Below are 23,963 nucleotides of genomic sequence, written 5' to 3'. Positions count from 1 at the left end.
TGGCGAGGGCCACCCCGGGTCAGGCCCACAACTCCCGCAGCAGCGCCTCCACCTCGGCGGTCCGCTCGATCTGCGGCATGTGCCCGGTGTCGCGGAACAGGTGGCGGCGCGCGTGCGGCAGCCGGCTGCCGGCGTACGCCAGGTGCGCGGCGGGCAGGATCAGGTCGCGGTCGCCCCAGACGAGCAGCGTGGGCAGGTCGAGCGCGGCGACCGCGTCGAGCAGTTCGGCGCGCCACCGTGGCCTGACCCCGCGCCAGGTGCCCAGGTCGCGGACCAGCTCCAGCATCACCCGGGCGGCGTGCGGCTGCCCGGCGACGGCGAGCGCGGTGGCGATCCGCTCCTCGGTGACGTACGCCGGGTCGAAGAAGATCGCCCGCTCGCTGCGGCGGGCGATCCTCGGATGCGGGCGCAGCAGCAGCGGCGCCAGCGGGCGTACCGCGAGCAGCCGCAGCGCCACAGTCACCTCCCGGCCGAAGCCGGCGCTGTTGAGCAGCGCCAGGCTGGCCGCACGGTGCGGCGCGTCGACCGCGAGACGCATGGCCACCGCCCCGCCGAGGGAGTTGCCGACCAGGTGCGCCGGGCCGGTCACGCCGGCCACGTCGAGGAACCGGGCGACCGCGCCGGCCAGGGCGGGCAGCGTGTGCGTCCCGTCCAGCGGCGCGGAGCCGCCGTGCCCGGGCAGGTCCACCGCGAGGACCAGGTGGTCGCGGGCCAGCGCGGCGTGCAGGGCGGTGAAGTCGTCGAGGGTACGGCCGATGCCGTGCAGCAGCACCACGGGCGGGCCGTCGCCGCTGATCCGGCAGCGCACGCGCCGGCCGTCGACGGTGCGCTCGTCGGCCGGGGGCAGGACGAGCGTCACGCCTGGCGTCCGGGTTCCGGCGCGGCCTCCTCGCCGGTCCGGGCGGCCGGAACCGGCGCGGCTCCCCCGGCGCGCTCGGTGGGCGTCTCGGCCCTCGGGGTCGGCACTCCGGCGACGGCGGGCGCCGGGCGGGACGGGCGCATGCCGAGGGCGAGCACCCGGCCGTACCCGGCGGGGGCGACCCGGGCCAGCAGGTCCGGCAGCTTCGCCGACCAGCCGATCAGCACCCGGCCGCGCCGACGCTGGGCGCCGCGCAGGATGGCCTCGGCGGCGGTGGCCGGGGCGATGGTGAGCAGCTTCTCGAACTGCCTGCGCCCGGCCTCGTACTCGGCCAGGTCCACGCCGCTGCCGACCCGGGCGCTGCTGGCGATCCGGGTGCGGATGCCGCCCGGGTGCACCGACGTGACACCCACGCCGTCGTCGGCGAGTTCGTGCCGCAGCGCCTCGGTGAAGCCGCGGACGGCGAACTTGCTCGCCGCGTACGCGGCCTGCCCGGCGGGCGCGATGATGCCGAACAGGCTGGAGACGTTGACCAGGTGCGCGCCGGGCTCGGCCTTGAGCGCGGGCAGCAGCGCGTGGGTCAGGCGTACCACCGCCCGGAAGTTGATCTCGATGACCCAGAGGAACTCCTCCAGGGTGACCTGGTCGAAGCGCCCGCCCAGCGCCACCCCGGCGTTGTTGATCAGCAGCCGGATGCGGGGATGCGCGCTGTGGATCTCGGCGGCGACCCGCTCGGTGGCGTCGGCGTCGGCGAGGTCGACCACGTGCGTCTCGACCCGCAGGTCCGGGTGGGCCGCCGAGATCGCGGCGGCGACCGAGGCCAGGCCGTCGGCGTCGCGGTCGAGCAGGACCAGGTCGGCGCCGCGCCGGGCCAGGCCGTGGGCCAGCGCCGCGCCGATGCCGCTTGCCGCGCCGGTGAGCACCGCGGTGCCGCCGGGGAAGACGAGGTCACGCATCGGTTCCTCCCGAGGTGGCGGCGGCGGGTACGCCGGCGCGGGCGAAGCGCACGCCGTCGGTGAGCGGGCCGTGCCGCATCAGGCGCACGTCGCGAGGGTAGTTCTGGTGCAGCCGCCACGGCGCGCGCGGCCCCTGCTTGGGCAGCTGGTCGACGGCGCGCAGCACGTAGCCGGACTTCAGGTCGATGATCGGCGCCAGGTCGTCGGTGTCCGGGGCGAGCGGCGTGACGATCTGCTGGCCGGTGTCGTCGAGGTGGCGCAGCAGCCGGCAGACGTACGTGGCGACGAGGTCGGCCTTGAGCGTCCAGGAGGCGTTGGTGTAGCCGATCGTCATGGCGAAGTTCGGCACGCCGGAGAGCATCATGCCCTTGTAGGCCACTGTCGAGGCGAGGTCGACGTCGGCGCCGTCGACGGCCAGCGTCATGCCGCCGAGCGCGAGCAGGTTCAGGCCGGTGGCGGTGACCACGACGTCGGCGGCCAGCTCCTCGCCGGAGGCGAGCCGGATGCCGCGCTCGGTGAACGTGTCGATGGTGTCGGTGACCACCGACGCGCGCCCGGCGCGCAACGCGGCGAACAGGTCCCCGTCCGGCACCACGCACAGGCGCTGGTCCCACGGGTCGTACCGGGGTGAGAAGTGCCTGTCGACGTCGTAGCCGGCGGGCAGGCGGCCCTTCGCGGCCCGGCGCAGGAACCGCTTCACCACGCCCGGGGCGCGGCGGCTGAGCTGGAAGTTGGCCACGCCGAGCGTGACGTTCTTCCACCGGGCCACCGTGTACGCGGCCTGCGGGGGCAGCCAGCGCCGCGCGGCGTCGGCGAACGGGTCGCGTGACGGCAGCGCCACGACGTACGTGGGTGAGCGCTGGAGCATGGTGACGTGGGCGGCCCGCTCGGCCAGGGCCGGGACCAGGGTGACGGCAGTGGCGCCGCTGCCGATCACCACGACCCGCTTGCCGGTGTAGTCCAGGTCCGCCGGCCAGTGCTGCGGGTGCACGAGCGTGCCGGCGTACCGCTCGACGCCGGGGAAGCGCGGCGTGTAGCCCTCGTCGTAGCGGTAGTAGCCGGAGTTGGTGAACAGGAACCCGCAGGTCAGGGTGACGTCCTCGCCGGTGTCGTCGCGGCGGGCGTGGACCGTCCAGCGTGCGGTGGCGCTGTCCCACTCGGCGCGGACGGCCCGGTGGTGGAAGCGGATGTGCCGTTCCACGTCGTACTCGCGGGCGGTCTGCCGCACGTACGCGCGGATGGAGTCGCCGTCGGCGATGGCCTTCGGGTCGGTCCACGGCTTGAACACGTAGCCCAGGGTGTACATGTCGGAGTCGGAGCGGATGCCCGGGTAGCGGAACAGGTCCCAGGTGCCGCCGATGGCGCCCCGGGCCTCCAGCACCGCGTAGGTCTTGCCGGGGCATTCGCGTCCGAGGTGGACGGCGGCGCCGATGCCGGACAGCCCGGCACCGACGATGAGGACGTCGACGTGGTCTGCGGCCATCGCTTCTCCCGTTCGCACCGGCGGTGGACGGACCCTATCCATGGCCGTCGAGCGCAGTCAACACTGTGTCGAGCTTAATCGACAGGGTGTTGAGCGGGTGTAGCATCAGCCGACATGACCACCGCCCGTACGCCGGCCGGCGCCGCGCCCAGCCGTGGGCGGCGGGCCGGCCGCTCCACCGGCGACGAACGGGAGACCGCGATCCTGGCCACCGCCGAGCGGTTGCTGCGCCAGCGCGCGTTCGGCGACATCTCCATCGACGACCTGGCGCGCGGCGCGGGCATCTCCCGACCCACCTTCTACTTCTACTTCCCGTCCAAGGACGCGGTGCTGCTCACCCTGCTGGACCGGGTCACCGAGGAGGCCGACGCGGCGGCCGGCGGCGTGTTCGACCGGCTCGCCGAGGACCCGCGCGCCCGCTGGCGGGAGCTGATCGCCCGGTTCCACGCCACGTTCGGCGGGCACCGGGACGTGGTGCTGGCCTGCGCCCAGGTACGCGGCACCAACGCCGAGGTGCGGCGGCTCTGGGCCGAGGTGCTGGAACGCTGGGTCCGCGCGGTGCAGGCCGCCATCGAGGCCGAACGCGCGCGCGGCGCGGCCCCGGACGGGCTGCCCGCCCGGGACCTCGCCATCGCGCTGAACTCGATGAACGAACGCGTCTGGTACGCCACGTTCGCCGGGGACGGCCCGGCGGTGGCCGAGCGGGACGTGGTGGACGTGCTGCTCGACGTCTGGCTGACCGCGATCTACCGGACCACCACACCGCCGGTCATGCCGTCCGCCGGAACTCCATGATCCAGTTTGTCTCCCAGGCGCGCCCGCCGTCGGTGGAGAACGCCTGCTCCCAGCGGCAGGAGACCGGAGTGATCGCCGACCAGAGGAACCGGCAGCGCACCGGGCGGCCCTCGTCGGTGTCGTCGGCGTGGAACTCGCCGACGCCGCCGGTGAACCGGCCCACCACCGGCGGCAGCTCCAGCACGCCGCGGTGGCTGTGCATCCAGTAGATCGACCAGAGCCCGGTCGACGGATTCAAGATGCGCACGCTGGAGCCGGCGAAGCCCCGGCTGGGGCAGCGCATCTCGTCGAAGCTGCCCGCGCCGTCGAAGAACGACCGGGCCTCGCTGACGCCGGTGAACTCGTCCCAGTCGTCGCTGCCGACGTGCCGCTGCCGCAGGCGCCGGTTGGTCACGTCCCAGGTGCCGACGAGGAAGTCGAAGTCGCCCATCAGCGGCCCACCGGCCCCTCGGCCCGGGCGTCGGCCAGGTAGCCCGCCAGGTCCGGCTCGTCCGGCGCGAGCACGTGCCGGATCCAGGCGGTGCGCTCGTGTTCCAGCACGCCCAGCTCCCAGACGCAGCCCACGCCGGGGCGGTCCAGGTCCACGAAGCGCGCCGGGTCGTCGTCCGGGCAGTCGAGCGCGGGTTGCCCGGCGATCGCGATGCGGCACTCGACCACATTGTCGAAGAACCAGCTGTACGCCAGCAGGTACGCGCCGCTGTCCGCGCCCCGGTGCAGCACCACCCAGCTCGCCGGCGGGGTGCCGCCGTCCGGGGCGGGCAGCAGCGACGGCAGGTACGCGTACGCGGCGTCGACCACACGTGGTTCGAGGCGGCGGTCCGGCTGGTCGATGTGGTAGCGCTTGACGTGCCGGCCGGCGACCTCGATCGTCCCCGGCACTGTGAGCTCCTTGTCGTGGAAAGCCATGATCGGGACGGTAGAGGCGGTCCCCTGACAGCTAGTGTCAGGAGAATGCGTGCGAGCCGACTCCTGTCCATCCTGCTGCTCCTGCAGGCGCACGGCCGGCTCACCGCCGCCGACCTGGCCGACCGCCTCCAGGTGTCCGTACGCACCATCTACCGGGACGTGGAGGCGCTGCACGCCGCCGGCATCCCGCTCTACGGCGAGGCGGGACACGACGGCGGCTACCGGCTCGTGGAGGGCTGGCGGACCCGGCTGACCGGGCTGACCGCCGAGGAGGCCGACCGGCTGCTCTTCGCCGGGCTGCCCGGACCGGCCGCCGAACTGGGCTACCAGTCGGTCGTCACCGCCGTGCAGCTCAAACTGCGGGCCGCGCTGCCCGCGCCGCTGGCCGACCGGGCCGCCCGGCTCGAACAGCGGTTCCACCTGGACACGCCGGGCTGGTACTCCGACGGCGACCCGTCGCCGTACCTGGCCCAGGCGGCCGAGGCGGTGTGGCGGGAGCGCCGGATCCGGGTGCGGTACCGCGGCTGGCGCGACGAGACGACGCGCGTGCTCGACCCGTACGGACTCGTACTCAAGGGCGGGCGCTGGTACCTCGTGGCCGCCCGCCCGGACCGCGCCGACCCGGCCACCTACCGGGTCAACCAGATCCTCGGCCTGACCCCGCTGGACGAGAAGTTCGAACGGCCGGAGTTCGACCTGCCGGGCTGGTGGCGCGCCCACGTGGTGCAGTTCCGGGCCGGCCTGCACCGCGACGAGGCCACCATCCGGCTGTCGCCGCGCGGGTTCGCCCGGCTGCGCGAGATCGGCAGCGACGTGGTGGTGGCTGCCGCCGAGGCGAGCGCCGGCCAGCCCGACGGCGCCGGCTGGGTGCGCGCGGTCATCCCGATCGAGTCGCTCACCCACGCCCACGGCGACCTGCTGCGGCTCGGCGCCGACGTGGAGGTCCTGTCCCCGGAGGCGCTGCGCGCCCGCCTTTCCGAAACCGCCACCGCCCTGGCCGCCCTCTACCACCCCCCGCCCGTCCCGCCGCTCGCCGGATGAAGGAGGTTCAGGGGAGGGTGTGGAGGGCCTCGGCCACCGTGGACAGGGCTCGGTCGATCTCCGACGGTGGGGTCGCCGCGTACCCGAGGACCAGGCCGGGCGGCTGCGGGCGCTGGCCGTGCCAGGACAGCGGGTGGACCTTGACGCCCCGATGCAGCGCCGCCGCCGCGAGCGCCCGGTCGTCGAGGTCGCCGGGCAGCGTGACCATCAGGTGCAGCCCGGCGGCGGCACCGTGCACCACCGCCCCCGGCAGGTACGCGCGGACCGCCCGGATCATCGCGTCGCGGCGGCGTACGTGCCGGTGGCGCAGCAGCCGCAGGTGCCGCTCCAGCGCGCCCGACTCCATCAGCTCGGCCAGCACCAGTTGCGGCAGCGCCGCGTTGCCCAGATCCGCCGTCCGCTTCGCGTCCACCACGTCGGCGTGCAGGCTCGGCGGCACCAGCGTCCACCCGATCCGCAGGGCCGGGGCGAGCAGCTTGGAAATGCTGCCGGTGTAGCAGACCCGGTCCGGGGCCATGCCGCGCAGCGCCGGCACCGGTGGCCGGTCGTACCGGTGCTCGGCGTCGTAGTCGTCCTCCAGCACCAGTCCGCCGTCGCGCGCCCACCGCAGCAGCCGGCGACGCCGCTCGCCGTCGAGCACCACCCCGGTCGGGAACTGGTGCGCCGGGGTGAGCAGCACGGCCGGTGCGCCGGAGTGCGCCAGCAGGTCCACGCGCAGGCCCCGGTCGTCCACGGGCACCGGCGGCGTGGCCATCCCGGCGTACGTCAGGTGCTGCCGCACGCCGAGCGAGCCGGGGTCCTCCACCGCGACGGTGCGCGTACCCCGCTCGTGCAGCACCCGCGCGAGCAGGCCGAGCGCCTGGGACACGCCGGCCACGACCACCACCTCGGCCGGGTCGGCGCGGATGCCCCGGTTGCGGGCCAGCCAGTTCGCGACGGCCAGCCGCAGCGCGGGCGTGCCGGTCGGGTCGCCGTAGCCGAGCGCGGCGGGCGTGGCCCGGTGCAGCACGGCCCGCTCGGCCCGCAGCCAGGCCGCGCGGGGAAAGGCCGCCAGATCGGGTACGCCCGGCGTCAGGTCCACCCGTGCGGGCGCGGCGCGCAGCGCCTCGAAGACATCGAGGCCGGGCCGGCCGGCGAACACCGCCGGTGCCTTCCTCGGTTCGGGCGGCCGGGCGCGCACAGCGGCCGGCGTGGCCACCACGACGGTTCCAGCCCGGCCGCGCCCGGCGACGTGGCCGTCCTCGCCCAGCCGCTGGTACGCCTCGGTGACCACGCCGCGTGAGACGCCCAGCTCGGCGGCGAGCACCCGGCTGGCCGGCAGGCGGGTGCCGACCGGCGCCCGGCCGTCGGCGATCGCCGAGCGCAGCCGGGCGGCCAGCCAGTCCGCGCGCCCGCCGGGCGGGGCCTCCCCGACGTCCAGTTGGAGGAAGTCCGCGCCGACCGATTTGGACCTCTCGGAAACGACAGCTTTGGCCCTGTCCACCGGACCATTATGGCCAGAGGCTGGACGGGTGACCATCGCCTTCCTGCTGACCGCACTCGTCGTCGCCGTCACTCCGGGCACCGGTGTGACGCACACGCTCGCCACCGCCGTGACGGCCGGACGCCGCGCCGGACTGGCCGCCGCCGCCGGAGCCACGCTCAGCCTCGTCCCGCACGTGATCGCCGCGGTGACCGGCCTGGCCGCGCTGCTGCGCGCCGGCACCCCGGCGTTCCGCGTGGTGACCTGGCTGGGTGTGGCGTACCTGCTCTGGATGGCCTGGTCGGCGTGGCGCGACCGGAGCGCGTTCACAGTCGACGGGGACCGGCCGCCGCGCCCGGCGTCCGCGGTGTTCCGCGACGGGGTGCTGATGAACCTGCTGAACCCGAAGGTGACGGTGTTCTTCGTGGCGTTCCTGCCGCAGTTCGTCCCACCGGGCGCGCCCGCCGCCCCCATCCGCATGCTCGCCTGCGGTCTGGTGTTCATGCTGGTCACGCTGCTGGTGTTCGCCGGCTACGCGGTCCTGGCCGGCGCGTTGCGCCGCCGCGTGCTGGCCCGGCCCCGGCTGACCGCGCTGCTGCGGCACGCCGTCGCCGGCAGCTTCCTCGCCCTGGGCCTCGGGCTCGCGTTCACCGCCTAGAAGGAGCAGTTCTGTGCGTTTCCGGCACTCCCCCGAGATCTGGTCGTCCTTCCCGGAGCTGACCTGCGGCGTCCTGCACGCCACCGGGATCACGGCCGACACCGACGTCACGCCACGGCTCGCCGGTCACCTCGACGTCGCCCGCGACCGGCTCGCCGCCGGACCGGAGGGCGGCTTCCTGGAGATCCAGGCGTGGCGGCGCGCGTTCGCCCGGATGGGCTGCCCGCCGACGCGCTACCGCTGCGCGGCCGAGTCGCTGCTGCGCCGGCTGCGGCGCGACGGGGATCTGCCCCGGCTGCATCCGCTGGTGGACCTCGGCAACGCGCTCTCGGTCCGGTACGCGGTGCCGGTGGCGGTGCTCGACCTGGCCGGCGTCGACGGCGACCTGACGGTGCGCCCGGCTGACGGCACGGAGTCCTACCTGACGCTCGGCGGCGAGCGGGAGCACCCGGCGCCCGGTGAGGTGATCTTCGCCGATCAGGGCGGGCAGGCGCACGCCCGGCGCTGGTGCCACCGGCAGAGCGGCGCGTCAGCGGTACGGGCCGGCACCGGCGAGGTCCTCGTGGTCATCGAGGCGATGCACGCCGGGGCGGCGCCGACCGTACGCCGGATGGTGGACGACCTGGCGGCGGCGCTGGCCGAGCAGTGGGGCGTGCCGTCACGGACGGGGGTGCTCACCGCGCAGGCCCCGGAGTTCGCCGTGCCCGTCCGGGCCGCCTGACGTGGCGTCGGTGGCGCCGGTCGGCGCGGCCGGCTCGCCGTGCAGCTCGCGCAGGGCGTCGGCGAGCCGGTCGTCGGCGGTGCCCCACCACTGCCGGGCCAGCTCGACGGTGCGGCCCAGCGAGTCGTCGCCCACCTGCTCGGCGCTCATCATGCGCAGGAAGCGAACGGTCACGGCATCGGACTCATCGGCTATCACGCCCGTACCCTAGCCACCGCCTCCGACGAAACCGGCGGCCGAGTCGGGGTCGTCCGCCCGGTTGAGGTCGCCGCCCGCGGGTAGTGCGCGGTCATGCCCCAGCGATACGAGGACTACGACCGCGTCGCGATCGTCACCGGCGCGGACTCCGGCATCGGCAAGGCGTGCGCGGTGGCGCTCGCCGAGGCCGGGTACGACATCGGCATCACCTGGTACGGCGACCCGGCCGGCGCCGAGCGCACCGCGGCCGAGGTACGCGCCGCCGGCCGCCGCTGCGAGACCGCCGAGCTGGACCTGACCCGGCTCCCCGGGGCTGCGGCGGTCATCGACGAACTGGCCGACCGGCTCGGCGGGCTGGGCGTGCTCGTCAACAACGCCGGCACCGGCCTGTCCGAGCCGTTCGTGGACGTGAGCTGGGAGAAGTGGCGGGAGGTGCTGGCAGTCGACCTGGACGGGCCGTTCCTGTGCTCGCAGCGGGCCGCCCGGCGGATGCGCGCGGCCGGACGGGGCGGCCGGATCATCAACATCACCAGCGTCCACGAGCACGCGCCCCGGGTCGGCTCGTCCGCGTACTGCGCGGCGAAGGGTGGCCTGGGCCTGCTCACCAAGGTGATGGCGCAGGAACTGGCGGCCGACGGGATCACCGTCAACGCTGTTGCCCCCGGTGAGATCGCCACCCCGATGACCGGGCAGGAGGACGTCGACCCGTTCACGCGGGACCGTCCCGGGGTGCCGGTCGGGCGTCCCGGTGACGCGCGGGAGGTGGCGGCTGTGGTGGCGTTGCTCGCGTCGCCGGCTGCGGCTTACGTGACGGGGGCGTCTTGGGCGGTGGACGGGGGGATGTTGTTGATGGGGCCGCAGGCTTCTTCGCTTTCCTCTGATTCCTGGCGTTCGGTCTAGGGGTCCGTGTTGGGTCACCGTTTGGGGCCGGGGGCGACCGTGCCCGGCTCCGGGCGGTCAGGCTTGATCCCTGCGCCGGGCACGGTCGCCCCCGGCCCCGTCGTGGTCAGGTGCGTTCGTTGCTGCCGGGTTTTGGGGTGGCCTCCATGGGCGCATCCAGGGGTGCTTGCTGCTGCTCGGGGTAGTGGCAGGCGGTTTGCTGTCGGCCGCCGTCTCGGGTGGTCAGTGCGGGTTCTTCGGTGGCGCAGTGGTCGGTGGCTTTCCAGCAGCGGGTGCGGAAGCGGCAGCCCGACGGTGGGTTGAGTGGGGTGGGGACGTCGCCGGTGAGGCGGATGCGGCCGGCGGGGCCGAGCGTGGTGACGTCGGGGATCGCGGACAGCAGCGCTCGGGTGTAGGGGTGCTGCGGCCGGGTGTAGATGGTGTCGCGGTCGCCGATCTCGACGATTTTGCCGAGGTACATGACGGCGACGCGGTGGCAGAAGTGGCGGATGACGGCGAGGTCGTGGGCGATGAACACGAACGCCAGGTCGAGGTCGCGTTGCAGATCCCGCAGCAGGTTGATGACCTGCGCCTGGATCGACACGTCGAGGGCGGAGACGGGTTCGTCGGCGACGATGAGTTTCGGTTTGAGGGCGAGGGCGCGGGCGATGCCGATGCGCTGGCGTTGTCCGCCGGAGAACTCGTGCGGGTACCTGTTGTAGTGCTCCGGATTCAACCCGACCAGTTCCAGGAGTTCCTGAACGCGCTTTTTGACGCCGCCGGGTGGGGTGATGTTGTTGACCTGCAACGGCATCGCCACGATCCGCCCGACCGTGTGACGCGGGTTCAGCGACGCGTACGGGTCCTGGAAGATGATCTGCAGGTCCTGCCGCAGCGCGCGCAGCTCACGGCGTCCACCGTGGGTGATGTCCCGCCCGGCGAACTCGATCGTCCCGGCGGTGGGCTCCAGCAGGCGGACCAGCATCCGCCCCGTCGTGGTCTTCCCACACCCGGACTCCCCGACCAGGCCGAGCGTTTCGCCGGGGCGCACGTCGAAGTCCAGCCCGTCGACCGCCCGCACCGCACCCCGCGCCCGCAGCCCTTGCCGCACCGGGAAGTGCTTGGTCAGTCCCCGCACCGACAGCAGCGGCTCGCCCGCGAGCCGGCCGGCGCCGCCCGCCACCGTCACCTGCCCGTTCGCCACACCGCTCATCGGGCCACCCCCACCTGCGCGACCTCGTCGCGATAGATCCGCTCCCGCGCCGCGACCGGCAGATGGCACGCCACCAGATGGCCCGGCGAACCAGCAGGGCCCAACTCCGGGATCTCCGTGCGGGACCGGTCGCCGTTGACGTCGGCCCACCGGCAGCGCGGATGGAACGCGCACCCCGACGGCAGATTGATCAACGACGGCGGGTTGCCGGGGATCGGCACCAGGTCCGCGTCCGCGTCACCGTGCAACGACGGCACGCTCGACAACAACCCCCACGTGTACGGATGCTGCGGCGCCCGCAACACCCGCTCCACACTGCCGTGCTCCACCGCCCGACCCGCGTACATGACCAGCACGTCGTCGGCGACCTGAGACACCACACCCAGGTCGTGGGTGATCAGGATGATCGCCGAGTGGAACTCCTCCTGCAGGTCGCTGAGCAGGTCCAGGATCTGCGCCTGCACCGTCACATCCAGAGCGGTCGTCGGCTCGTCAGCGATCAACAGATCCGGGTCGTTGACGAGCGCCATCGCGATCATCGCCCGCTGCCGCATCCCACCCGAGAACTCATGCGGATACTGGTCGAACCGCTTGGCCGGCTGCGGGATGCCGACCCGGTCCAGCATGTCCACCGCCCGCGACCGCGCCTCCCGCCGCCCGGCCCTCGGGTGATGCACCCGGTACGCCTCAGCGATCTGCTTCCCGACCGAGTAGTACGGATGCAACGCCGACAACGGATCCTGAAAGATCATCGCCATGTCCCGGCCCCGCAACCGACGAATCTCCTCCTCACCCAGCCCCACCAACTGACGCCCACCCACCGAGATCTCCCCCGAGATGGTCGTCCGCTTCGCGTTGTGCAGACCGAGGATCGCCAGCGACGTCACGCTCTTACCGGAACCGGACTCCCCCACGATTCCCAACGTCCGACCCCGCTCCACCGAGAACGACACCCCGTCCACCGCCCGCACCACGCCGTCCTCGGTGTCGAACCGCACCCGTAGATCCGTGACCCGCAGGTACGGGCCCTCGCCGCGTCGCGGCGCCGGAAACTCCACCATGTCCGATCCCTCCTCCTCAGCTCAGCCGGACCCGCGGGTCGATCACCGCGTACAGCACATCGACGACGATGTTGGCGACCACGATGAACACCGCCGCCAGCAGCACCGTCGCCATCACCACCGGCAGGTTGAGGAACTGCACCGCCTCCACAGTCGCCTTGCCGAGACCCTGGAGGCCGAAGATGGTCTCGGTGATGAACGTGCCGCCGAGGCTGGTGCCGATGTCCAGCCCGGCGATCGTCACGATCGGCGTGATCGCCGCCCGCAGCGCGTGCCGGGTGTGCACCTGCCGGGCGGGCAGTCCCTTCGCCCGCGCGGTGCGGATGAAGTCCTCCGACAGCGTCTCCAGCATCTGCGCCCGCGACAGCCGGGCGTACAGCGCCGAGTTGAGGAAACCCAGCGTCATCCAGGGCAGCAGCAGCCCGGCCGCCCACCGGGCCGGGCTGTCGGTCAGCGGCGTGTAGGTGGGGAACGGCAGCAGCCCGGTGGAATAGACCAGCAGGTAGAGCAGGATCAGCCCGAAGAAGTAGACCTGCATCGACGCCCCGGCCAGCGTGACGCCGATCGCGGCGCGGTCGAACGCCGTACCCCGGCGCAGCGCCGACACCATGCCCAGCGAGATGCCGAGACCGAGCCAGAGCACCGCGCCGCCTGCGACGATGCTGAACGTCACCGGGGCGCGCTGGGCGACGATCTCGGTGACCGGCTGGTTGTTGCGGAACGAGTAGCCCAGGCAGGGCGCCGGACAGTCCTGGCGGAAGTCCCCCTCGCCGTAGGTACGCCCGGCGAAGACACCCCCGACGAAGTCCGCGTACTGCCGGGGCAGCGGCTGGTCGATACCGAGGCGGCGCTCGACCTGGGCGATGTCCTCGGCGGTGCAGTTCTTGCCGCACATCACCTTCGCCGGGCTGCTCGGCACCGCGAAGAAGAGACCGAATGTGACGAGGCTGATGACCACAAGGGTCAGGGCGGCGACGAGCAGCCGCCGGACGACGAAACGGAACACGGGAGCACCTCCCCCGGGTGGGGCGCGGGGACGGCCGCCGTGACCGCCGTCCCCGCGCGGCTGTCACTTCTTCACGTAGATGCCGTTGAGCGAGATGATCCCGAACGCGTCGCTGAGGAAGGCGTTGCCGACCTTCGAGCCGTGCAGCTCGTAGGTGGCGTCGTAGTAGCAGGGCACGACCGGCGCGTACTTCTCCATGATCATGCGGTCGAGCGCCATCCAGCCGGCGTCCTGCTCCGCGGCGGGCAGGGCGCGGACCCGGTCGATCTCCGCGCTGACCGACGGCTCGTTGAGGTACGACAGGTTCTGGTTGCCCTCGGCCACGATCTCCCGTCCGTCGTAGACCGGCGGGATGACGGTGGAGCCGGTGGGCCAGTCCGAGCCCCAGCCGGTGAGGTACAGGTCGTAGGGGTTGTCCTTGCGGCCCACCTCGTCGTAGTAGCTGCTGTTGTCGATCGGCTTCATCACGATGTCGAAGCCCATGTCGGTGAGGTTCTTACGCAGCGCCTCGGCCTGCTGGGTGCGCAGTTCCAGGCTGGAGTGGGCGAGCACCAGCTTCGGCCGCTTGCCGGCGAGCAGTTCGGCGGTCTTGGCCTTGTCGCCGGTCACCGGGGCGTTGAACACGTCGTACGGGACGAAGCCGGCGGTGGTGGGCGACATCAGCGTGCTCGCGGGTGAGCCGGCGGCCTGCCCGCCGAGCACCTTGAGCAGGGCGTCCTTGTCGACCGCGTAGTTCAGCGCCCGGCGTACGTCCAGGTCGGTGACCCGCTGGGTGTTGATGCTCAGCACCCAGTTGTACTGGGTCGGGCCGCGTACGACCCGGTCGGCGACGCCGGCGCCGGTGGTGCGGGGCAGCACCGACGGCGGCACGTCCGACCAGCTCAGCGCCGCCTGGTCGGCGGGCCCGTCGGCGACCAGCCGCTCGGCGATCTGGGCCTGCTCCAGGCCGAACGTCATCCGGATCGCGTCCGGGTACGCGTTGCGGATCGGGTCGGTCGCCGGGTCCCAGTTCGGGTTGCGTTCCAGCTCCAGCGACACGTCGCGCTGGTAGGACTTCACCCGGTACGGGCCGGACGAGAACGGCCGCAGGTCGTAGTTGGCGCGGGTGTCCTTGGCGGCGGGCACGGGCGCGCTGGTGGGCAGCGCCGCCGCGTACGGCAGGTCGCAATGCGGCTGCGGGAACGTGAACCGGATGGTCCGGTCGTCGGGTGTGGCGACGCCGTCGGGCACCGGCTTGCCGCCGTCGTACGGTCCCTTGTAGGTGGCGTTGTACGCCCCGCCCGGGTAGAGCCACTGCTGGATGTAGTGCGGGCCTTCGTTGAGGTTCGCCGCGAACGACCGGGCGAGGCCGTGGGCGACGTCCTTGCTGCTCACCGGCGTGCCGTCCTCGTACTTCACGCCGTCGCGCAGGGTGAACTCCCAGACCTTGCAGTCGCCGTTCACGTCCTTGCCGGGGTTGGTGGCCAGGTCGCCGACGAGCAGCAGCTTGCCGGTGCCGTCCTCCTTGTAGCCGTTGAGCGCGCGGTAGAGCATCCCGCCGGCGACCTGCTGCACGTTGACGTAGTTGCGGGCCGGGTCGAGGTGTTCGAAGTCGGCCGGCTGCATGACGGTGAGGGTGCCGCCGCGGGACGCCCCGTCGACGGGCTTCGCCGGGCCCTGGTTGTCGGCGGCCTCGTACGAGATCGAGCCGCTCTGGGTCTTGGTCTTCTGGTCCTCACCGCCGCCGTCGTCGGGGGTGGGGTTGCAGCCTGCGGCGACCAGCGCCGCCGCGGCGAGGACACCTGTGAGTGTCCGGGTTCGTGCGCGCACGGTGTGCTCCCTTCGTGCCCGGCGGCCCCCGCCGGCCGGGCGTGTGATGGCCGTGGGGACTACCGGGTGGAGCGGGGATCCAGCGAGTCGCGCAGCGCGTCGCCGAGCAGGTTGAACGCCAGGACCAGCAGGAAGATCGTCAACCCGGGGAACAGGGTGTACCAGGGGTCGCTCGCGACGTAGCCGATGCTGTTGAAGATCATGCGGCCCAGGTCGGGCGTGGGTTCGGTGACGCCGATGTTGACGAACGCCAGCGCCGCCTCGATGGCGATGAACTGGGGCACCATCAGCGAGACGGTGACCAGGATCGGCGCCCAGATGTTCGGCAGCAGCTGCCGCAGCAGGATGTGCGCGGTGCCGGCGCCCGCGGCCCGGGCCGCGTCGACGAACTCCCGCTCCCGCAGCGAGATCACCTGCCCGCGGACCAGACGCGCGGTGTACGTCCAGCTGAACAGGCCGAAGGTGGCGACGATCAGGGCGACCCGGAAGGCCGGCGACGGCGCCTCCCGATCGGAGTAGAAGCGGTCCTGGAGGATCGGGATGACCGCGAGGGCGAAGATGAGGAACGGGAACGCCAACGTGAGGTCGATCAGCCAGTTGACGAGACTGTCCAGCCAGCCCTTGGCCCATCCGGCGAGTACACCCACCGCGACGCCGATGCACGAGGCCACCAGCGCGGACGTGAACGCGATGAACAGGGACGTGCGAAGGCCGTAGACCAGTTGCATCAGGATGTCCCGGCCACTGCCGGGTTCGAGGCCCAGCCAATGATCGGAACTGATCCCGCCGGCGTACCCGATCGGCATTCCGAAATCGTTCAACCGGTCGACGAACTTGTCGGTCGGGTCGATTCCGGTGAGCCGCCCCAGCAGCGGCGCGCCGAGCGCGACCACCGCGGCGACGGCGAGCGTCACAGCGCTGGCCCGGGCCGTACGGTCGCGCTTGAGCCGCAGCCAGGCGAGCTGGTTGGGTGATCGGCCGACGAACTCGACGGTGCGGCCGGCGGGCTCGGGGCCGGCCTGGATCTCGGGGCCGGGAATGGGCGCGTCGGCGGCCGGGGTCCGGGGCGGCGGGTGTGAGAGGTCGCTCATGAACAGTCCCTCCGACGGGGGCGGAAACGCCCTGCCACCCGACGGTAAAGGGATCAGTGGCACCGGAAAGAATCGTTACGGTAACGGCCGTTCCGGTTGTCGTGCATTGACAACGATCCGGCCTACGGAATGCATCGGCGCAATAACGGGCCGATTCGGTTGTCAGCCTTTCAGGCAGGCGTCACGCTTATTCGGAATGCGTTTGCGCGAGGCACGGAAGCGGTTGTCAGCCGTTCGGGCATTCCCGTACGCCGATGTCACGCCGGACGTGCGACGAGGCCGAGGGGTGTAACACTTCGTGACTCTTCGCGTTCACACCGTCCACCTAGGGTTCTCGGCGGCCCGGTTCGCACGACGTACCGGGTCGTCCACCGGCCCCTCACCCTGGGGCCCCGACGGAAGGACCACCCATGCCCTTCGCCCGACGTACCGCCGCGCTGGCCCTGGTCGCCGCGCTCGGCGGCCTCGCCGCGCCGGCCTCCCCCGCGGTCGCCGCGCCGCGCCCCGGCCCGCAGACCCCCTCGGTGCTGCTGCTCACCGTCGACGACGGCGCCGACGTGCGCGCCACGGTGCTGACCTGCGGGCCGACCGGCGGCCTGCACCCCGACCCGATCACCGCCTGCCGCCTCGTCGCCCGCGTCGACGGCGACCTGGACGCGCTCGACGTGGACGGCGCGCCCTGCACCTCCCAGTACGCCCCGGTCGTCGCCCGCGCCATGGGCTTCTGGCAGAACCGCCCGGTCTCCTACACCCGGACCTTCCCCAACCCCTGCCTGATGCAGCGCACCACCGCGACCCTCTTCACCTTCTGACACCCCCCTTCTTGGCGTTGATCATGAGGTTGACGGCGGTTCCGGTCCGTTTTGTCGCCGTCAACCTCATGATCGACGGGGTGGGTGGGGTGGGGATGGGTGGTGCGCGGAGAATGGTCGGGTGGACGGGGGTGCTGTGGGCGGGCGGACGGTCGGTGGCGGGCGGGAGCTGCGGGCGGACTGCTCGCGCTGCGCCGGGGTCTGCTGCGTCGCGCCGGCGTTCGCCGCCTCGGCCGACTTCGCCATCGACAAGCCCGCCGGACGGCCCTGCCCGAACCTGGGCGCCGACTTCCGCTGCGGCATCCACACCGAGCTGCGGCAACGCGGCTTCCCCGGATGCACCGTGTTCGACTGCTTCGGCGCCGGGCAGCACCTCACCCAGCACACGTTCGCCGGACGCGACTGGCGCACCGACCCGGCCACCGCGCAGCGGATGTTCGACAGCTTCGCGGTGCTGCGGCCCCTGCACGAACTGCTCTGGTACCTGACCGAGGCGGTACGCCTCACCCCGCCCGGCCCGCTGCGCGACGACCTGACCGCCGCGCTGGACGAGACCGGCCGGCTCACCGACGGCACCCCTTCCGAGCTGCTCGCGCTCGACGTGGACGCCCACCGGGACCGGGTCAACCGGCTGCTGGCCCGCGCCGCCGAGCACGCCCGCAGCGGGAAGGCCGGCCCGGACCGCCGGGGCGCCATGCTGATCGGTGTGGACCTGCGCCGTACCCCGCTGGCCGGGGCGAACCTGCGCGGCGCCTGCCTGATCGGCGCCGACCTGCGCGGCGTGCGTCTCGGCGCCGCCGACCTGACCGGCGCGGACCTGCGCGGAGCCGACCTGCGCGGCGCGGACCTGGGCGAGTGCCTGTTCACGCATCAGTCCCAGCTCGACGCCGCTCGCGGCGACCACCGCACGGTCCTGCCGCCGGGGCTGCGCCGCCCGGCCCACTGGTCTCTGACGCTGACCCCCACCGGCCCCCGCCCGCGCCCGCGCTCGCACCGCCGCTGACCCCGCCCTCCGGGCCCCGCACCTCCTCCCCGCTGATCAAGGAGTTTGCGTCCGCTTCAGCGCTGCCCCAGACCGCAAACTCCTTGATCACCCCCGCCCGGGAACCCCCTCCCTCTCGGCCGCCCCACCAGACCGCCCCCCGGGCGGTGATCAAGGAGTTTGTGTCCGGTTCGGGGCTGGATCGGGACACAAAGTCCTTGATCAACGGGGAGAGGGGGGTCGGCGAGGGCGGGAGGGGTGGTGGGAGCGTGGGTGGGTTTGGTGGAGGTGGGGTGGGGTAGGCGGCGCCGACGACTGTTGACCGACGGGAGGGGCACCGGTGGGGTATCGGGCACGCGACGGTCAGGAGCCGGTCGACCCGGCGCACGCCGAGGACGAGGCCGGGCAGGTTCCGCTGGTGCAGACGGCCGCGGACACCGACGTGCCCGCGCCCGCTCCCGGCGCGCCGAAACCGGACGAGGTGACTGAGGACGACGGCTCCAGCATGGCGGGCGGAGCATCCGGCAGCAGCTCGGGCGGCTCCTCGATGCCGACTCACCCGGACGCGGCCCGCGGACCGGACGCCGCCCGCTGAACGGGTGCCACCGCCGGACGGGCGCGGGCACCACCGAGGTCAGGCCACCGAACCGACGCAGGCCCCCGAACGGGCGCGGGCCGTTGAACGTTTGCCGTCACCCGCTGCGGGCAGGAGTGCGACATGACCAGTGAAGAGTCCTTCGGCCGCGCGGCCGGCGACGAACCCGACGGCGCGACCGCGTACGAGGCGTCCCTGCGCCCGCCGGGCGAGTCCCTGCACACCACCGACGACACCGGTGACGACTTCGCCGACCTGCCCGCCGAGGACCGCCGGTCCGCGCGGGAGGTCAGCCGCGCCGGTTACGACGTCGACGCGGTCTCCGGCACCGGCGACCCGTCCGAGGAGCCGGAGGAGATCGAGGAGGGCCGCCCGCTGCGCTGAGCCGTGCGCGGGGCGGTGGCGACGCCGCTCCGCGCCTCGGTCATGCCCCGGTTCGCCAGGGCGTCGGCGCGCTCGTTCTCCGGGTGTCCGTTGTGGCCCTTCACCCACAGCCAGGTCACGTCGTGCCGGGCGCAGGCCGCTTCCAGCGCCTGCCACAGGTCGGCGTTCTTGACCGGCTGCTTCGCGGCGGTCAGCCAGCCGTTGCGCTTCCACGAGTTGAGCCAGCCGGTGATGCCGTTGCGCACATAGGTGCTGTCGGTGTGCAGCCGTACCGTGACCGGGCGGGTCAGGCTCTCCAGCGCGCGGATCGCGGCGGTCAGCTCCATCCGGTTGTTCGTGGTCGGGGTGGCCTCGCCGCCGCACAGTTCCCGCTCGTGCCCGCCCCAGCGCAGCAGCGCGCCCCAGCCGCCGGGCCCGGGATTGCCGCTGCACGCGCCGTCGGTCCAGATCTCCACGACCCGGCCGGTCTCCGCCTCCGCCATGCCCGGCAACCTACCGGGTACGCGAGCACGCGGGACCACCCGACCCGCCGCGCGCGGCTAGCGTGCGGGCATGACCACTCCCCCGGGCTTCGCCACGCTCTGCAACTTCCGTGACCTCGGCGGCTGGCGTACCGGCGACGGCCGCACCGTCGCCCGGGGCCGCCTCTACCGGTCCGACTCGCTGGCCAAGCTCGCCGGTGACGACCTGGAACGGTTCGCGGCGCTCGGCGTCCGCACCGTGATCGACCTGCGGTACCCGTGGGAGATCGCCGACCGCGGCCGGGCCCCGGAGAGCCTCGACGTGACCTGGCACAACCTGAGCATCGAACACCGGCCGTACGTGCAGGCCGACATCGACCCCGGCGTGGACCCGTGGCGCTACCTGGCCGACCGGTACGCCGAGGTGGCCGAGGACGGCGTGGCCGAGCTGCGGCAGGCGATCGAGGTGATCGCGGACGGCGAGCATCCGCTGGTGTTCCACTGCGCCTCCGGCAAGGACCGCACCGGGCTGCTCGCCGCGCTGCTGCTGTCCCTGCTCGGCGTGGACGACGACCAGATCGCGGAGGACTTCACGCTCACCGAGCACGCCACCGACCGGCTGGTCGCCGAGTGGCGGGACCGCAACGGCGGCGCGACGCCGGGCTGGCCCGCGTACGGGCGGGCGCCCGCCGAGATCATCCGGCTGGTGCTGGCCGACCTGCGGGCCGCCCACGGTTCCGTGCACGGCTACGTGACCGGCCGGCTCGGTGTCAGCGAGCAGACGATCGACGCGCTGCGCGCCCGCCTGCTCACCGCCGATACGAAGCCGCTGCCCACCCAGGCCGCCACCGGCAGCACGCCGACACCTGTCACCCGCTGAGCGCCACCGACGAACGACAGCGGGCGACACGCCGTGGCGGCGAAAAGCGGACGACGCCCGCGCCACGGTCTGGCACGCTGCGTGATCGTGGACACGCGGTGGGAGGGCCTGCGGGCCGAGGTACGGGCGACTGTCGGCGAGCTGGTCTCCTCCGGCCGGGAGGCCGGTGTGCAGGTGGCCGCGTACCTGGACGGGGTCGCGATCGTCACCGAGCAGGCCGGCCTGGCCGACACCACCACGGGCCGGCCGATGACCGCCGACACGCCCGTGCACGCGGTCTCCACCGGCAAGGGACTCACCGCCACAGTGGTGCACGTGCTGGCCGAGCGAGGACGGCTCGACTACGACCTGCCACTCGCCGCGGTGTGGCCGGAGTTCGCCCGGCACGGCAAGGACGGCATCACGCTGCGGCACGTGCTCACCCACACCGCCGGCCTGCCCGCGCTGCCCGCCGACGTCACGCCGGAGGACTTCACCGACTGGGCGCGCATGTGCGACCTGCTGGCCGACGCGCGGCCGCTGTGGGCGCCGGGCGAACAGCTCGCGTACCACGCCTGGACGTGGGGCTGGCTGCTCGGCGAGGTGATCAGGCGGGTCACCGGCGCGCCGGTGTCGCGGGTGCTCGCCGAGGAGGTGGCCGGACCGCTCGGCGTGGACCGGGAACTGTTCCTCGGCGTACCGGAGGCGGACCTGCCCCGGCTGGCGCGGCTGGAGGACGCCGGCCTGTCCGCGCTGATGACCTGGGCCGGGGCGAACCTGCCGCACTTCGACGCGGTCGCCCCACCGGCGGTGCGCCCGGACACGATCATCGGTTCCCGCGCCGACGTGCTGCGCGCCGACGTGCCGTCGGTCGGCACGATGAGCGCCCGCGCGGTGGCCCGGATGTACGCGGCGCTGCTCGGCCCGGTCGACGGGGTACGGCTGATCTCCGATGAGCGGATGCGGGAGGTGTCCGCCCCGGCGGTCCGCGCCCAGGAATGGGTGTTCGGGCAGGAGAGCACGTTCGGGCTCGGCTACGCGGTCGAGGACGACGGATCGTTCGGCACCGCCGGCAGCGGCGGCAGCCTCGCGTTCGCGTACCCGGAACTGGGGTTGACGGTGGCGGCGGTGCGCAACCGGCTCGGCGCGGGCGACGGCGACCCGATGGAGCAGCTGCGGACGCTGGTACGCGACCGCGTCACCGAGGCGACCGGCCGCCGCGACTAGCGACGCAGGCGGGCGCGCAGTCGCCCAGCCGCGTCGCCGAGCACCGCGCCGGTCATCGGCAGCAGCGGGCTGGACCGCATCACCGCCAGGTCCTCGGCCGGGCTGGTCACGCCGTCGAGGAACCGCAGCACCCGCTCCGGCGGGTTGCGGTCGAACAGCCGCTCGAAGAACTCCACCCCGCCGACGTGCCCGCGGTCCAGCGCGCGCAGCGCCACCGCGTCCATCCACAGGTGCCGCCCCGGGTACGCGGGCGCGGGCACCGGCGGGCGGCCGGCGGCGAGCGCCCGGCCCACCTGGTCGGCCTGGCGCAGCATCGCGGAGAACGTGAAGCCGGTGGACGGGCGGGTCGCGCCACCGGCGGTGCCCAGCCGCACCACGCGCGGGCTCGGGCGGGACTCGAACGGGCCGTCGGTCATCGGGATCACGCCGTCCTCGACCTCCCGCACCCGCAGCGTGGACAGGTCCAGGCCGAGCAGGTCGGCGTACCCGCGCAGCGCCGCGTCGTAGCCCGCGTCGTCGAGCAGGGTCGGCCCGAACTCGGTGTACTCGACGAGCGCGAAGCGGTCGTCGACGGGCAGCACGTACCCGAAGGAGACGCCGCGTTGCGGCTGCGGGGTGCGGAAGTCCATCAGCACCGCCCGCTGCGGATCGAACGTGGGCCGGTCGGCGGCCAGCCACCAGCCGCGGAAGTGCTGCAACCAGCTGGTACGCCCCGGCCGCCTCGGCCGCCGGGGCCGCGAGTCGAGCACCCACCCGGCACGCACGAGGTCCCGCCCGTCCGGGTCGCGGACCGTGACCCGCTGACCGTCGTCGTGCAGCTCCCCCGCCGGGGCGCTGATCCGGACCGCGTCCAGCCGCCGCTCGGCCTCGGCAGCCCGGTCGTAGACCGGGGCGGAGCGGAGCATGGCGTACCGCAGCGGGTCGAGCGTGAGGACGCGGCGGCCGGCGGCCGTGACCACGTCGACCTGCGACCAGCTCGCGCTCAGCAGCGGGTCGAGGTCGTCGCCGGGCAGGCCCCAGAACGCCCAGGTGCGGTCCTGGCCGCGCTTGTGCACCGGATCGACCACCGCAACCCGCAGCCCGGACGCGCCGTGCCGGTCCAGCGCGGCCAGGACCAGGGACGCGGCGCCGCCGCCGCCGACCAGCGCGAGGTCGACGTCGACCGCTGAGGATGCGTGCACCCGACCACGCTGTCACATCGGCGGGCGCGGTCACCGGCCGACCCGCGCTCAGGCCACCGGGGCGGGCTCCTGCGGGGCCGGCTGGGCGTAGGCGGCGGCCACCGTCGCCCGGTCGAAGACCCGCCACGTCGCGGCGATCACCGCGACCGCCACCACGAAACCCACCCAGTACGGCGCGGTGATGCCGAACCGGGCCGCGATCACGCCGCCGATCAGCGCGCCGACGCAGTTGCCGCCCGCCGCGACGAACAACGTGGTGCTGCCGACGCGGCCCATCAGCGCCGGTGGGGTGAGCCGCTGCCGCAGCGAGTTCACCACGATGTTCCACAGCGCGCTGTGCGCCCCGAACGTGAACAGCGCGAAGCCGACCACCGCAGTGCTGCGGGACGCGGCGAGCGCCAGGTGCAGCCCCGCCTCGACCAGCAGTCCGGTCCGCACCGTCCAGGTGGGCGTGATCGCGGCGATCAGCCGGTCCCCCACCACCGAGCCGAGCACCCCGCCCACCGCCATGCAGGTGAACAACGCGCCGTAGCCGACCGAGCCGAGACCCAGCCGTTCGGTGGCGAGCAGCACCAGCACCGCCACCGCCGCGGTGAGCGTGACGTTGAGCAGGCCGATCAGCATCGTCATGGTGCGCAGCAGCCGCTGACCCCACAGCCAGCGGAACCCCTCCGCGACCTCCGCCCGCACCGAACGCCGCTCCTGAAGCGCCGGCCCGGCACGGTACGTCCCGGCGAGCAGGCCGACCAGCACGGCGGACAGCGCGTACGTGCCGGCGTTCAGGGCGAACGGCAGCGACGCCGCCAGCACGAACAGGAACCCGCCGAGCGGGCCGGCGACCATGTTCTGCATCACCTGGGTGCCGCCGCCCAGCCAGCCGTTGGCGCGTTCCAGCAGCGAGCGCGGCACCACCGCCGGCAGCACCGCCTGCGCGGCGGTACGGAAGACCACCTCGCCGGTGTTCACCACGAACAGCACCGCGTACAGCAGCGCGATCCCGGCCCGGCCGGTGAGCATCGCCACCGCGAGCGCGGCGAGCGCGCCGACGCGTACCCAGTCGATGAGCACCATCAGCCGCCGCCGGTCCACCCGGTCGGCCAGCACGCCGCCGGGCAGCGCGAACAGCAGCCACGGCAGCCACGACACCGCCGCCCCGGCCGACACCACCAGCGGATCGTCGGTTATCGACGCCACGTACAGCGGCGCGGCGACCGTCGCCGTCCCGCTTCCCAGCGCGGACAGCGTGCTCGCCGTCCACAGTCGGGCGAAGCGCCCGCCGAGCCGTTCCCCCGTCACGGCGAGGCAACCTACCAGCGACGATGAG

26 protein-coding genes are annotated in these 23,963 nt (G+C 73.5%); 11 read left to right on the top strand and 15 right to left on the bottom strand.

Annotated elements, in window-relative coordinates; translation table 11 throughout:
* Nucleotides 1–19: 19 nt before the first annotated feature.
* Genes ACSDG8_RS00985 through ACSDG8_RS00975 form a run of 3 tightly spaced genes read right to left on the bottom strand, consistent with a single transcriptional unit; the run spans nt 20 to nt 3,298 of the window.
* A complete protein-coding gene (locus ACSDG8_RS00985) occupies nt 20–859 on the bottom strand; it encodes an alpha/beta fold hydrolase (RefSeq protein ID WP_210943239.1) in 840 nt (279 codons plus the stop codon).
* Nucleotides 856–1,815 carry an SDR family NAD(P)-dependent oxidoreductase gene (locus ACSDG8_RS00980; protein WP_210943240.1) on the bottom strand — a complete coding sequence of 320 codons (960 nt, stop codon included), beginning with the start codon at nt 1,813–1,815 and terminating at the stop codon, nt 856–858. Before ACSDG8_RS00980 ends, ACSDG8_RS00985 begins: the two co-directional genes overlap by 4 nt.
* Nucleotides 1,808–3,298, bottom strand: coding sequence for a flavin-containing monooxygenase (locus ACSDG8_RS00975; RefSeq protein ID WP_210943241.1), 1,491 nt, complete (start codon nt 3,296–3,298; stop codon nt 1,808–1,810). Before ACSDG8_RS00975 ends, ACSDG8_RS00980 begins: the two co-directional genes overlap by 8 nt.
* A gap of 114 nt (nt 3,299–3,412) precedes the next feature.
* Here ACSDG8_RS00975 and ACSDG8_RS00970 point away from each other — a divergent pair, with 114 nt between their 5' ends.
* Nucleotides 3,413–4,093 (top strand): TetR/AcrR family transcriptional regulator, encoded by a 681-nt coding sequence (locus ACSDG8_RS00970; protein ID WP_184686045.1) that lies wholly within the window; start codon nt 3,413–3,415, stop codon nt 4,091–4,093.
* Here the strand turns inward: ACSDG8_RS00970 and ACSDG8_RS00965 are convergent.
* Together ACSDG8_RS00965 and ACSDG8_RS00960 are read right to left on the bottom strand one after the other, a co-directional pair.
* A complete protein-coding gene (locus tag ACSDG8_RS00965; RefSeq protein ID WP_210900431.1) occupies nt 4,068–4,523 on the bottom strand; it encodes a hypothetical protein in 456 nt (151 codons plus the stop codon). The genes ACSDG8_RS00970 and ACSDG8_RS00965 overlap by 26 nt on opposite strands.
* Entirely contained in the window at nt 4,523–4,999 is a 477-nt protein-coding gene (locus ACSDG8_RS00960; protein ID WP_210900428.1) for a hypothetical protein, read from the bottom strand. Before ACSDG8_RS00960 ends, ACSDG8_RS00965 begins: the two co-directional genes overlap by 1 nt.
* 45 nt (nt 5,000–5,044) lie before the next feature.
* On the opposite strand from ACSDG8_RS00960, the gene ACSDG8_RS00955 reads away from it, so the two are divergent.
* Nucleotides 5,045–6,040, top strand: a complete 996-nt coding sequence (locus ACSDG8_RS00955) for a helix-turn-helix transcriptional regulator (RefSeq protein ID WP_210900425.1) — start codon at nt 5,045–5,047, stop codon at nt 6,038–6,040.
* A 7-nt stretch (nt 6,041–6,047) separates the two neighbouring features.
* Here ACSDG8_RS00955 and ACSDG8_RS00950 read toward each other — a convergent pair whose 3' ends face one another.
* Nucleotides 6,048–7,523: a PLP-dependent aminotransferase family protein gene (locus ACSDG8_RS00950; RefSeq protein ID WP_210900422.1), complete on the bottom strand. Its 1,476-nt coding sequence runs from the start codon at nt 7,521–7,523 to the stop codon at nt 6,048–6,050.
* A gap of 28 nt (nt 7,524–7,551) precedes the next feature.
* On the opposite strand from ACSDG8_RS00950, the gene ACSDG8_RS00945 reads away from it, so the two are divergent.
* Nucleotides 7,552–8,160, top strand: a complete 609-nt coding sequence (locus ACSDG8_RS00945; protein WP_210900419.1) for a LysE family translocator — start codon at nt 7,552–7,554, stop codon at nt 8,158–8,160.
* A gap of 13 nt (nt 8,161–8,173) precedes the next feature.
* A complete protein-coding gene (locus ACSDG8_RS00940) occupies nt 8,174–8,881 on the top strand; it encodes a B3/B4 domain-containing protein (RefSeq protein WP_210900416.1) in 708 nt (235 codons plus the stop codon).
* Here ACSDG8_RS00940 and ACSDG8_RS00935 read toward each other — a convergent pair.
* A complete protein-coding gene (locus ACSDG8_RS00935; protein WP_210900497.1) occupies nt 8,819–9,055 on the bottom strand; it encodes a hypothetical protein in 237 nt (78 codons plus the stop codon). The genes ACSDG8_RS00940 and ACSDG8_RS00935 overlap by 63 nt on opposite strands.
* A gap of 117 nt (nt 9,056–9,172) precedes the next feature.
* Between ACSDG8_RS00935 and ACSDG8_RS00930 the strand changes: the two genes are divergently transcribed.
* Entirely contained in the window at nt 9,173–9,979 is an 807-nt protein-coding gene (locus ACSDG8_RS00930; RefSeq protein WP_210900413.1) for an SDR family oxidoreductase, read from the top strand.
* Nucleotides 9,980–10,085: 106 nt separating this feature from the next.
* Here ACSDG8_RS00930 and ACSDG8_RS00925 read toward each other — a convergent pair whose 3' ends face one another.
* The 5 genes from ACSDG8_RS00925 to ACSDG8_RS00905 form a co-directional block, all read right to left on the bottom strand.
* Entirely contained in the window at nt 10,086–11,171 is a 1,086-nt protein-coding gene (locus tag ACSDG8_RS00925; protein WP_439427532.1) for an ABC transporter ATP-binding protein, read from the bottom strand.
* Nucleotides 11,168–12,232 carry an ABC transporter ATP-binding protein gene (locus ACSDG8_RS00920; RefSeq protein ID WP_210894453.1) on the bottom strand — a complete coding sequence of 355 codons (1,065 nt, stop codon included), beginning with the start codon at nt 12,230–12,232 and terminating at the stop codon, nt 11,168–11,170. The genes ACSDG8_RS00925 and ACSDG8_RS00920 overlap by 4 nt, the downstream gene beginning before the upstream one ends.
* Before the next feature lie 16 nt (nt 12,233–12,248).
* Nucleotides 12,249–13,238: an ABC transporter permease gene (locus tag ACSDG8_RS00915; RefSeq protein ID WP_210894455.1), complete on the bottom strand. Its 990-nt coding sequence runs from the start codon at nt 13,236–13,238 to the stop codon at nt 12,249–12,251.
* 63 nt (nt 13,239–13,301) lie between these two features.
* Nucleotides 13,302–15,047 carry an ABC transporter substrate-binding protein gene (locus tag ACSDG8_RS00910; protein WP_210894457.1) on the bottom strand — a complete coding sequence of 582 codons (1,746 nt, stop codon included), beginning with the start codon at nt 15,045–15,047 and terminating at the stop codon, nt 13,302–13,304.
* A gap of 59 nt (nt 15,048–15,106) precedes the next feature.
* Entirely contained in the window at nt 15,107–16,138 is a 1,032-nt protein-coding gene (locus tag ACSDG8_RS00905) for an ABC transporter permease (RefSeq protein ID WP_210894459.1), read from the bottom strand.
* A gap of 410 nt (nt 16,139–16,548) precedes the next feature.
* Here ACSDG8_RS00905 and ACSDG8_RS00900 point away from each other — a divergent pair, with 410 nt between their 5' ends.
* From ACSDG8_RS00900 to ACSDG8_RS00885, 4 genes are all read left to right on the top strand, one after another.
* Entirely contained in the window at nt 16,549–16,950 is a 402-nt protein-coding gene (locus ACSDG8_RS00900) for an SSI family serine proteinase inhibitor (RefSeq protein WP_210894461.1), read from the top strand.
* Nucleotides 16,951–17,071: 121 nt separating this feature from the next.
* On the top strand, nt 17,072–17,953 hold the full coding sequence (locus tag ACSDG8_RS00895) for a pentapeptide repeat-containing protein (protein ID WP_307871172.1): 882 nt from the start codon (nt 17,072–17,074) through the stop codon (nt 17,951–17,953).
* A gap of 319 nt (nt 17,954–18,272) precedes the next feature.
* Nucleotides 18,273–18,527 carry a preprotein translocase YidC gene (locus ACSDG8_RS00890; RefSeq protein ID WP_439427531.1) on the top strand — a complete coding sequence of 85 codons (255 nt, stop codon included), beginning with the start codon at nt 18,273–18,275 and terminating at the stop codon, nt 18,525–18,527.
* A 123-nt stretch (nt 18,528–18,650) separates the two neighbouring features.
* Complete coding sequence (locus tag ACSDG8_RS00885) at nt 18,651–18,911, top strand: hypothetical protein (RefSeq protein ID WP_013286433.1); 261 nt, start codon at nt 18,651–18,653, stop codon at nt 18,909–18,911.
* Here the strand turns inward: ACSDG8_RS00885 and rnhA are convergent.
* On the bottom strand, nt 18,830–19,393 hold the full coding sequence (gene rnhA, locus ACSDG8_RS00880; protein ID WP_210894463.1) for a ribonuclease HI: 564 nt from the start codon (nt 19,391–19,393) through the stop codon (nt 18,830–18,832). The two genes, ACSDG8_RS00885 and rnhA, sit on opposite strands and share 82 nt — an antisense overlap.
* A gap of 70 nt (nt 19,394–19,463) precedes the next feature.
* On the opposite strand from rnhA, the gene ACSDG8_RS00875 reads away from it, so the two are divergent.
* Entirely contained in the window at nt 19,464–20,252 is a 789-nt protein-coding gene (locus tag ACSDG8_RS00875) for a tyrosine-protein phosphatase (protein ID WP_210894465.1), read from the top strand.
* Between the two features lie 87 nt (nt 20,253–20,339).
* Nucleotides 20,340–21,458 carry a serine hydrolase domain-containing protein gene (locus tag ACSDG8_RS00870; protein ID WP_307856212.1) on the top strand — a complete coding sequence of 373 codons (1,119 nt, stop codon included), beginning with the start codon at nt 20,340–20,342 and terminating at the stop codon, nt 21,456–21,458.
* Here ACSDG8_RS00870 and ACSDG8_RS00865 read toward each other — a convergent pair.
* Entirely contained in the window at nt 21,455–22,639 is a 1,185-nt protein-coding gene (locus ACSDG8_RS00865) for a lycopene cyclase family protein (RefSeq protein WP_210894469.1), read from the bottom strand. The genes ACSDG8_RS00870 and ACSDG8_RS00865 overlap by 4 nt on opposite strands.
* 48 nt (nt 22,640–22,687) lie before the next feature.
* Nucleotides 22,688–23,935, bottom strand: a complete 1,248-nt coding sequence (locus ACSDG8_RS00860) for an MFS transporter (protein ID WP_210894472.1) — start codon at nt 23,933–23,935, stop codon at nt 22,688–22,690.
* Nucleotides 23,936–23,963 lie beyond the last annotated feature (28 nt).

Source organism: Micromonospora sp. LA-10, assembly GCF_051853095.1.
Lineage (GTDB): Bacteria > Actinomycetota > Actinomycetes > Mycobacteriales > Micromonosporaceae > Micromonospora > Micromonospora echinospora_A.
The sequence above is the reverse complement of the archived record's forward strand: the minus strand, read 5'-3'. Positions and strand labels throughout refer to the sequence as shown.